This window comes from Moorena sp. SIO3E8 (assembly GCF_010692445.1).
In the GTDB taxonomy this organism is placed as follows: domain Bacteria; phylum Cyanobacteriota; class Cyanobacteriia; order Cyanobacteriales; family Coleofasciculaceae; genus Moorena; species Moorena bouillonii.
On sequence record NZ_JAAHHM010000188.1, the window covers coordinates 1 to 10,218 of the forward strand.

Annotated in this window: 3 protein-coding genes and 1 pseudogene; all 4 read left to right on the forward strand. The window is 44.8% G+C overall.

Features of this window, described 5'->3' with window-relative positions:
* Nucleotides 1-108: 108 nt before the first annotated feature.
* Nucleotides 109-1,617: pseudogene (locus F6K46_RS35560) on the forward strand (caspase); the annotation flags it as partial.
* Between the two features lie 288 nt (nucleotides 1,618-1,905).
* On the forward strand, nucleotides 1,906-2,034 hold the full coding sequence (locus F6K46_RS35565; protein ID WP_293067082.1) for a hypothetical protein: 129 nt from the start codon (nucleotides 1,906-1,908) through the stop codon (nucleotides 2,032-2,034).
* Between the two features lie 381 nt (nucleotides 2,035-2,415).
* The gene (locus tag F6K46_RS35570; RefSeq protein ID WP_293067087.1) at nucleotides 2,416-6,960 is read left to right on the forward strand and encodes a caspase family protein; all 4,545 of its coding nucleotides are present in this window, start codon (nucleotides 2,416-2,418) and stop codon (nucleotides 6,958-6,960) included.
* Between the two features lie 259 nt (nucleotides 6,961-7,219).
* Nucleotides 7,220-10,042, forward strand: a complete 2,823-nt coding sequence (locus tag F6K46_RS35575) for a caspase family protein (protein WP_293067084.1) — start codon at nucleotides 7,220-7,222, stop codon at nucleotides 10,040-10,042.
* The last annotated feature ends 176 nt before the right edge of the window (nucleotides 10,043-10,218 follow it).

Consider the following 10,218-nt stretch of genomic DNA (forward strand, 5'->3'; position numbering starts at 1 on the left):
GGGGTTAGGCATAGCCTAGTTGTGAAGAGTGTAATCGGATGAGCTGAGCATCGAGTGGGTCAGCGGTTCATCCTTCTGTTTCACCATTATCCGCAGCTGCTCAAGCATTTCTACCGCGCTGCACTAGTAGAAAAGTTAGAAGATTTTGTCAAAGCTCATCCCCTGACAGTGGTGTTGGGTGCTTCTGGTTCCGGTAAATCTAGCTTGGTGAAGGCAGGATTAATTACCAAACTACGGCAAGATCAAGAGAAATGGTGTATTTTGCCACCCATCCGTCCTGGTGAGACTCCCTTGCAAGGGTTAAATAATGCTTTGAAAAATAGCCAATTACCAGAGGTAGCAGCCCAAAACCCACAGCAGAACCTGGCAATGAGCATTGATGTTTGGGCAAAACGCAACCCCAACTCTAAGTTATTACTGTTTATTGACCAAAGCGAAGAAATTATTACACTCTGTCAAAACTTAGATGAGCGTAAGGCGTTTTTCCAACAGATACTCACAGCCATAAATGCCCATGGGGAGAAATTACGGGTAGTATTAACCCTACGTTCTGATTTTGAACCCCAAATCACAGATGTGGGCTTAACGTTGGCACCGGAAGTAATAAATCAATTCGGAACCACGGTACTGATAAATCTTTGGCAAAGTGGACGATTTATTGTACCGGCGATGACACGAGCTGAACTCAACGAAGCGATAGAAAAACCGGCTCAAGCACGGGTAATGTATTTTCAGCCCCACGATTTAGTAGAAAAATTAATTGATGAAGTGGCGGATATGCCGGGAGCATTGCCCCTGCTGTCTTTTGCCTTAAGTGAACTGTACCTGAAATACTTAAGGCGACAACGGGAGGCACAATACAGGGGTATTACTATTGACCGGGCGTTGACTCAAGCCGATTATATGGAATTGGGGGGAGTAATGCGATCGCTAACTCAAAGGGCAGATCTTGAATATGAGGCGCTAGTTAATGAAAATCCCGCTTATGAGCAAGTAATCCGTCATGTGATGCTGCGGATGGTGGCACTAGGTGGGGGTGAGTTAGCCCGTAGGCGGGTACCTTTATCAGAATTGGAATATCCACCAGGGAAAAATGATTTAGTTAAAGAAGTAATTGAGCGCTTTACCAATGCGCGGTTACTGGTGAATGGAGTTGATGCTGATGGGAATCCCTATGTAGAACCTGCCCATGATGCTTTGGTGCGGGGTTGGCAAAAGCTGCTGGAGTGGAAACATTTAGAGGAGGAAAATTTACTTCTACAACGGCGGTTGACTCCCGCAGCCCAGGAGTGGAAAAGCCAGCAACAGGCAAAGTTTCTTTGGAATACTAACCCTCGTCTGGATTTGTTGAAAAAGGTACTGAATTCTGATAATAACTGGCTTAACCAAGTGGAAGCTGAGTTTGTGCGGCGTACTCTGCAAAAAAGGCGAAATGATAGCCGTCGATTAATTAGCTGTGTAACGGTCGTGATTCTGGCTCTGAGTGGATTGAGCATCTTTAGTTTTAATCAGTTGCAGCAACTCAAATGCGCATCTGAGCAATTCCAAAACGACTCTATCAAAGTAGTAGGGGAATTTTCCCTCAATACTAGACCTCTTGCAGAAGTCAGGAGATAGGAGACAGGAGACAGAAAACAGTAACAATAATTGACGAAAACAGTATCAAAAAAATACTTTTGCAAGAGGTCTACTGTATTGAACATTAACCCCACTTCTGAAAACAATCCAGTTGGTGGAGAGGTAAACATAATTCTTGTATAAAAAAGCTTGCATACAAGAGGAATACCACCCTAACCCCCCTTAGTAAGGAGGCAAGAGCAATCCCTCATAAGGGTAGGTTTTTTACAAAGACCTCAGGTGTTGGGTTTAGGGTGTGGGGTGTGGGGTGTGGGGTATAAGAAAGCGATGCAGCGAGGTCTTGGGGTTTCCCCCAAGACCGCGCTGCATCAAGACAATGTACTTAATTTGTCGTTAAAAATCATCATTTATTCGTTGTTTTCCTTTTCCTATGCTGAGGTTAAGTCCCATGTTTGACCCTAATGTAAAAAACCTACCCCTGTGGGAGAGCAACCCACCCCTAACCCCTCCCAGGAGGGGAAACAGATACGAAGTTTTATTGGACAGTAAAAAACTACCTCCTAGGTTTACATCTCATTTATAAACCCTATATACGCCAATAACACTAGAGGTTGTCTGCCAATTCAATATGTAAAGATTTATTACGTAAATAATAATTTATGCGTAAAGTTAACAGATTATCTTGGGGAATAAATAGGGAGCATCCCAGTTTTGAAAAACTATAACCCAGCTGTGTGAGGGTCATTAGACCGCCCACATAAAAAGATATATTTGCCAAAAATTGATGCTCCCAATCAAGGGTATTAAAGTCATCTTTATAAGTGCTTTTTGCAGAAAATGTTTTCCCGAAATCTCGCCTTTATCATCGGTATCAATAACTACACAAACGGCATTTCCCCCCTCAACACTGCCGTAAACGATGCCAAAAAACTAGTGGAAATTCTCCGCAAAAAGCATGGTTATCAAGTCTGGGTATGCTTAGACGAAGTGGCAACTCTGTCTAACTTTAACAAATTTTTATCCCATACCTTACCGGAACAAGTCACTGAAAATGACCGCTTGTTATTTTACTTCGCTGGTCATGGAGTCGCTCTCAATGGGGATGATGGCCCGGCTGGTTACTTAATTCCTCAAGATGCAATACTCGGGGATACTAATAGTTATCTGCCCATGACCAAGTTACACGATGCTTTAACTCAATTACCCTGTCGTCATTTTTTGGGTATCCTTGACTGCTGTTTTGCTGGTGCTTTTAAATGGTCCAATACTAGGGATTTATTAACCTCGCCAGAAGTAATTCACCAAGAACGATACGAGCGTTTTATTAGTGACCCAGCCTGGCAAATCATTACGTCCTCAGCCTGTGACCAAAAAGCCTTAGATAACTTTAATTTAAATAGCGAACGCGGTCAATTCGGCAATCATTCCCCTTTTGCGGCAGCATTATTAGAAGCCCTAGAAGGTGCAGGAGATATCTATCCTCGTGCCACGAATGGTAAACCGGCTGGAGATGGGGTAATTACAGCCACAGAATTATATTTACATTTACGGGATCGAGTAGAAATACCCACAGAAAAATGCCGTCTGCGACAAACCCCTGGTATTTGGTGTTTAAACAAGCACGATAAAGGCGAGTATATCTTTCTTTCTCCGGGACATCAACTTAACTTACCGCCCGCACCACCATTAGATGAGTCACAAAATCCCTATCGCGGTTTAAAGTCCTTTGACGAGAAACACAGTGCCCTGTTTTTCGGTAGAACATTAGTAGTAGAAAAGTTAGAAGATTTTGTCAAAGCTAATCCCTTAACAGTGGTGTTGGGTGCTTCCGGTTCGGGTAAGTCTAGCTTGGTGAAGGCAGGATTAATTCCCAAACTACGGCAAGATAATACCGAGAAATGGTGTATTTTGTCACCCATCCGTCCTGGTGAGACGCCCTTGCAACAGTTAAATAATGCTTTAAAAAATAGCCAATTACCAGAGGTAGCAGCCCAAAACCCCCAGCAGAACCTGGCAATGAGCATTGATGTTTGGGCGAACAATAACCCCAATTCTAAGTTATTACTGTTTATTGACCAAAGCGAAGAAATTATTACACTCTGTCAAAACTTAGATGAGCGTCAGGAGTTTTTCCAACAGATACTCACAGCCATAAATGCCCATGGGGATAAATTACGGGTAGTATTAACCTTACGTTCTGACTTTGAAGCCCAAGTCAGGGATGCTGGCTTAAAGTTTGTCGGCGAAAAACTTAACTGGGGACGATTTATTGTACCAGGGATGACACGAGGGGAACTCAACGAAGCAATCGAGAAACCCGCAGAAGCACGGGTGATGTATTTTCAGCCCGACGAATTAGTAGAACAATTGATTGATGAAGTGGTGGATATGCCGGGAGCATTGCCCTTGCTTTCTTTTGCCTTGAGCGAACTTTATCTAAAGTATTTACAGCGACAACGGGAGGCACAATATAGAGGAATCACTATTGACCGGGCCTTGACTCAAGCCGATTATATGGAATTGGGGGGAGTAATGCGATCGCTAACTCAAAGGGCAGATAAAGAGTATGATTTGCTAGTTCAAGAAAATCCCGCTTATGACCAAGTAATCCGTCATGTGATGCTGCGGATGGTGGCACTAGGTGGGGGTGAGTTAGCCCGTAGGCGGGTACCGTTATCAGAATTGGAATATCCACCAGGGAAAAATGATTTAGTTAAGGAAGTAATTGAGCGTTTTAGCACAGCACGGTTATTGGTGAAAGGACAAGATGCTGAGGGGAATCCCTATGTGGAACCTGCCCATGATGCTTTGGTGCGGGGTTGGCAAAGGTTGCTGGAGTGGAAACAAAAAGAGGAGGAAAATTTACTTCTACAACGGCGGTTGACTCCTGCGGCGGTGGAGTGGAAAAGTGTTAAAAGCAAAAAACAATCATCCGGTTTTGAAGCATTGGCTGAAGCTGTAATTAATTGGTTGGATGGGAGACTTGACCTTGCTGAAAACTTTCTTAACAAAATAAACACCCTCGAAAATACTCAGTTGGCTCGATTGTGGCAACGGACACCGGATATACAAAAAGGTTCGAGAGATAAAACCGGACAATTTCTTTGGAATGCCAATCCTTATCTCGATGTATTGAATAAAAAACTCAATTCTGAGGACAACTGGTTAAACCAGGTAGAAGTTGAGTTTGTGCGGCGTAGTGTTAGAAAAAAACGCAGTAACACAATTGTGGGTTGGAGCATCGCTGGCTCAGTTCTGGTGGCAATGATTTTCTATGCTGCCGTTTGGATGCAATGGAGAAACTCTCAAATTACTCAAGCCAATTCTATCGCTCGCTCTTCTTTGTCTCTGTTTGCTAAATATAAAGACATGGAGGCTTTGGTGGAGGTGATTAAGGCAGGAAAAATCCTACAAAAACACAAGGCATCGGACCAACAGGTGATTAGTGCCCTGCAGAAAGTTCTTGATGAAGCCAGCAAAGGCAACCGCTTGCAGGGGCATACTAACAGAATCACGAGATTCAGTTTCAGCCGGGATGGCCAGACTTTGGCTTCTGGTAGTCGTGACAAGACCATCAAACTCTGGAATCTAGAGACAGGCAAGGTAATCCGAACCCTGATCGGGCATACTGAAGCTGTCAGGAGCGTCAGTTTCAGCCGGGATGGCCAGACTTTGGCTTCTGGCAGTTTTGACAAGACCATCAAACTCTGGGATCTAGAGACAGGAACCGAAATCCGCACCCTGATCGGGCATAATTCCGATGTCGAGAGCGTCAGTTTCAGCCCCGATGGGCAGACCTTAGCTTCTGGTAGTGAGGACAAGACCATCAAACTCTGGGATCTACAAACAGGCAAGGTAATCCGCACCCTGATCGGGCATAATTCCGATGTCAAGAGCGTCAGTTTCAGCCGGGATGGCCAGACCTTGGCTTCTGGCAGTCGTGACAAGACCATCAAACTCTGGGATCTACAGACAGGCAAGGTAATCCGCACCCTGATCGGGCATACTGAAGCTGTCAGGAGGGTCAGTTTCAGCCGGGATGGCCAGACCTTGGCTTCTGGCAGTGATGACAACACCATCAAACTCTGGAATCTAGAGACAGGCAAGGTAATCCGCACCCTGATCGGGCATACTGAAGCTGTCAGGAGGGTCAGTTTCAGCCGGGATGGCCAGACCTTGGCTTCTGGCAGTGAGGACAACACCATCAAACTCTGGAATCTAGAGACGGGCAAGGTAATCCGAACCCTGATCGGGCATACTGACTTGGTCTTTAGCGTCAGTTTCAGCCCCGATGGCCAGACCTTGGCTTCTGGCAGTGATGACAACACCATCAAACACTGGAATGTAGAGACGAGAAGGAAAATCCTCACCCTCCAGACCCTCCAGACCCTGATCGGGCATACTAACAGAGTCACGAGATTCAGTTTCAGCCGGGATGGCCAGACCTTGGCTTCTGGCAGTTTTGACAAGACCATCAAACTCTGGAATCTAGAGACAGGCAAGGTAATCCGAACCCTGATCGGGCATGATGGCGCTGTCAATAGCGTTAGTTTCAGCCGGGATGGCCAGACCTTGGCTTCTGGCAGTGATGACAACACCATCAAACTCTGGAATCTAGAGACAGGCAAGGTAATCCGCACCCTGATCGGGCATGATGGCGCTGTCAATAGCGTTAGTTTCAGCCGGGATGGCCAGACCTTGGCTTCTGGCAGTGATGACAACACCATCAAACACTGGAATCTAGAGACAGGCAAGGTAATCCACACCCTGATCGGGCATGATGGCGCTGTCAATAGCGTTAGTTTCAGCCGGGATGGCCAGACCTTGGCTTCTGGCAGTGATGACAACACCATCAAACACTGGAATCTAGAGACAGGCAAGGTAATCCACACCCTGATCGGGCATGATGGCGCTGTCAATAGCGTTAGTTTCAGCCGGGATGGCCAGATCTTGGCTTCTGGCAGTGATGACAACACCATCAAACTCTGGAATCTAGAGACAGGAACCGAAATCCGCACCCTGATCGGGCATACTAACATTGTCAATAGCGTTAGTTTCAGCCGGGATGGCCAGACCTTGGCTTCTGGCAGTGATGACAACACCATCAAACACTGGAATCTACAGACAGGAACCGAAATCCACACCCTGATCGAGCATGATGGCGCTGTCAATAGCGTCAGTTTCAGCCGGGATGGCCAGACCTTGGCTTCTGGCAGTCTTGACAACACGATCAAACTCTTCAGGATCAAACTCTTCCGGAATCTAGACTTAAACTTAGACTCTTTAATGGCGAAGACTTGCGATTGGGTGCGCCATTATTTGGAGAATAATCCTAATGTCAGCGAGAGCGATAGGCAATTGTGCGACAAAGTAAAGAAGTAGTTGCAAAAGATAAAAGTTTTTAACGCCGTAGCAGCTATTGGTCAAGTCCCTTGACCGTAGGTCAAGCTATAGGCAAAGCCGACCATTCAAAATTCAAAATTATTAATTCAAAATGACAATCTGTAAAGATTTATTACGAAACTAATAATTTCTGCGTAAAGTTAACAGATTATCCTGGGGAATAAATAGGGAGCATCCCAAATTTGATGCTCCCAATCAATAGTATTAAAGTTATCTTTATAAGTGCTTTTAGCATAACATGTTTTCTCGCAATCTCGCATTTATCACCGGTATCAATAACTACACCAACGGCATTTCTCCCCTCAACACTGCCGTAAACGATGCCAAAAAACTAGCAGAAATTCTCCGCGAGAAGCATGATTACGAAGTCTGGGAATGCCTAGACGAAGTGGCAACTCTGTCTAACTTCCACAAATTTTTATCCCATACCTTACCAGAACTCGTCACTGAAAATGACCGCTTATTATTTTACTTTGCTGGTCATGGAGTCGCTCTCAATGGGGATGATGGCCCGGCGGGTTACTTAATTCCTCAAGATGCATCCCTCGGGGATACTAATAGTTATCTGCCCATGACGAAGTTACACGATGCTTTAACTCAATTACCCTGTCGTCATTTCTTGGGTATCCTCGACTGCTGTTTTGCTGGTGCTTTTAAATGGTCGAATACTAGGGATTTACTCACATCGCCAGAAGTAATTCACCAAGAACGATACGACCGTTTTATTACTGACCCAGCCTGGCAAATCATTACTTCTTCAGCTTCTGACCAAAAGGCTTTAGATAACTTTAATTTAGATAGCGTACGCGGTCAAGTCGGCAATCATTCCCCTTTTGCAGCGGCATTATTAGAAGCACTGGAAGGGGCAGCAGATATCTATCCTCCCGCCAAAAATGGTAAACCGCCTGGAGATGGGGTAATTACAGCCACCGAATTATATTTACATTTACGGGATCGAGTCGAAATTCCCACAGAAAAATGCCGGATACGCCAAACCCCTGGTATTTGGTGTTTAAATAAGCACGATAAGGGAGAATATATCTTTCTTTCTCCGGGACATGAACTTAATTTACCACCAGCACCACCATTGGATGAGTCACAAAATCCCTATCGGGGTTTAAAGTCCTTTGACGAGAAACACAGTTCACTGTTTTTCGGTAGAACATTACTAGTAGAAAAGTTAGAAGATTTTGTCAAAGCTAATCCCTTAACAGTGGTGTTGGGTGCTTCCGGTTCCGGTAAATCTAGCTTGGTCAAGGCAGGATTAATTCCCAAACTACGGCAATCTCAGACTGAGAAATGGTGTATTTTGCTACCCATCCGTCCTGGTGAGACTCCCTTGGAACCATTAAATAATGTGCTGACTGAAGCTAAGTTACCAAGGGTTGAGCCACAAAACCCCCAGCATAACCTGGCAATGAGCATTGATGTTTGGGCGAAGAATAACCCCAACTCTAAGTTATTACTGTTTATTGACCAAAGCGAAGAAATTATTACACTCTGTCAAAACTTAGATGAGCGTCAGGAGTTTTTCCAACAGATACTCACAGCCATAAATGCCCATGGGGATAAATTACGGGTAGTACTATCCCTACGGTCTGACTTTGAACCCCAAATCTGTGATGTGGGCTTAAAGTTGGCACCGGAAGTACTAAATCAATTGGGAACTACGGTACTGATAAATCTTTGGCAAAGTGGAAGATTGATTGTACCGGCGATGACACGAGGGGAACTCAACGAAGCGATAGAAAAACCGGCTCAAGCACGGGTAATGTATTTTCAACCCCACGAATTAGTAGAAAAATTAATTGATGAAGTGGCGGATATGCCCGGAGCATTACCCCTACTGTCTTTTGCCTTGAGTGAATTATTCCTCAAGTATTTAAGGCGGCAACGGGAGGCACAATACAGGGGTATTACTATTGACCGGGCGTTGACTCAAACCGATTATCTTGAATTGGGGGGAGTAATGCGATCGCTAACTCAAAGGGCTGATCAGGAGTATCATTTGCTAGTTCAAGAAAATCCCGCTTATGAGCAAGTTATCCGTCATGTGATGCTGCGGATGGTTGCTCTGACTGGGGGTGAATTAGCCCGTAGGCGCGTACCGTTATCAGAATTGGAATATCCACCAGCAAAAAATGGTTTAGTTAAGGAAGTAATTGAGCGTTTTAGCACAGCACGGTTATTAGTAAAAGGACTTGATAGTGAGGGAAATCCTGATGTAGAACCAGCCCATGATGCTTTGGTGCGGGGTTGGCAAAGGTTGCTGGAGTGGAAACAAAAAGACGAGGAAAATTTATTTTTACAACGGCGGTTGACTCCCGCAGCCCAGGAGTGGAAAAGCCAGCAACAGGCAAAGTTTCTTTGGAATGCTAACCCTCGTCTTGATTTGTTGAAAAAGGTACTCAATTCTGATGATAACTGGCTGAACCAAGTAGAAGCTGAGTTTGTGGAGCGTAGCGTCAGGCAAAAAAGCATCAATACTCGTCGAAATTGGGGTGTTGCGATCGCAGTTATGCTGGGGTTAGGTACAGGTTTAGTATTATCGACTTATTTTGGCTTACAATCTCGTAAACGGGCAATTAACTCAGACTTACTAGCACAAGCTGCTAATATCAAGTATTCTCTATCATTAAAACCTACTACAGAAGAATTGCTCCAAGCTATTGAATCAACCGCTAAAATTCAAGATCACCAAAAATCCTTGCAACCAAGAGTGATCAATGAAGTTAATTCTAGCTTATTGGCAGCTTTAGATAAGGTTAGAGAAAGGAATCTTTTACAAGGTCATACAAGTTTTGTCACTGATATCGCTTTTAGTCCAGATGGCAAAAAGATTCTCAGTGGGAGTGACGACAACACAGTGCGTTTGTGGGACACAGAAACCGGTCAACTGCTCTATAAACTAGAAGGTCATACAAGTTTTGTCACTGCTATCGCCTTTAGTTCAGATGGCAAAAAGATTCTCAGTGGCAGTTTTGACAACACCTTGCGGTTGTGGGACACCGAATCCGGTCAACTTCTCCATACACTAGTGCAGCGCGGTAGAAATGCTTGAGCAGCTGCGGATAATGGTGAAACAGAAGGATGAACCGCTGACCCACTCGCACTCGATGCTCAGCTCATCCGATTACACTCTTCACAACTAGGCTATGCCTAACCCCCATCCCTTGAGGATGCAATGAGCACGGTAACAGTGAACCAGCTGAGGGCATGATGTCTTCTCAAAAAAAG

Coding starts and splice junctions, on each gene's coding strand:
- F6K46_RS35565 (WP_293067082.1), top strand. CDS start 1,906: ATGCAGCGAGGTCTTGGGGTTTCCCCCAAGACCGCGCTGCATCAAGAC.
- F6K46_RS35570 (WP_293067087.1), top strand. CDS start 2,416: ATGTTTTCCCGAAATCTCGCCTTTATCATCGGTATCAATAACTACACA.
- F6K46_RS35575 (WP_293067084.1), top strand. CDS start 7,220: ATGTTTTCTCGCAATCTCGCATTTATCACCGGTATCAATAACTACACC.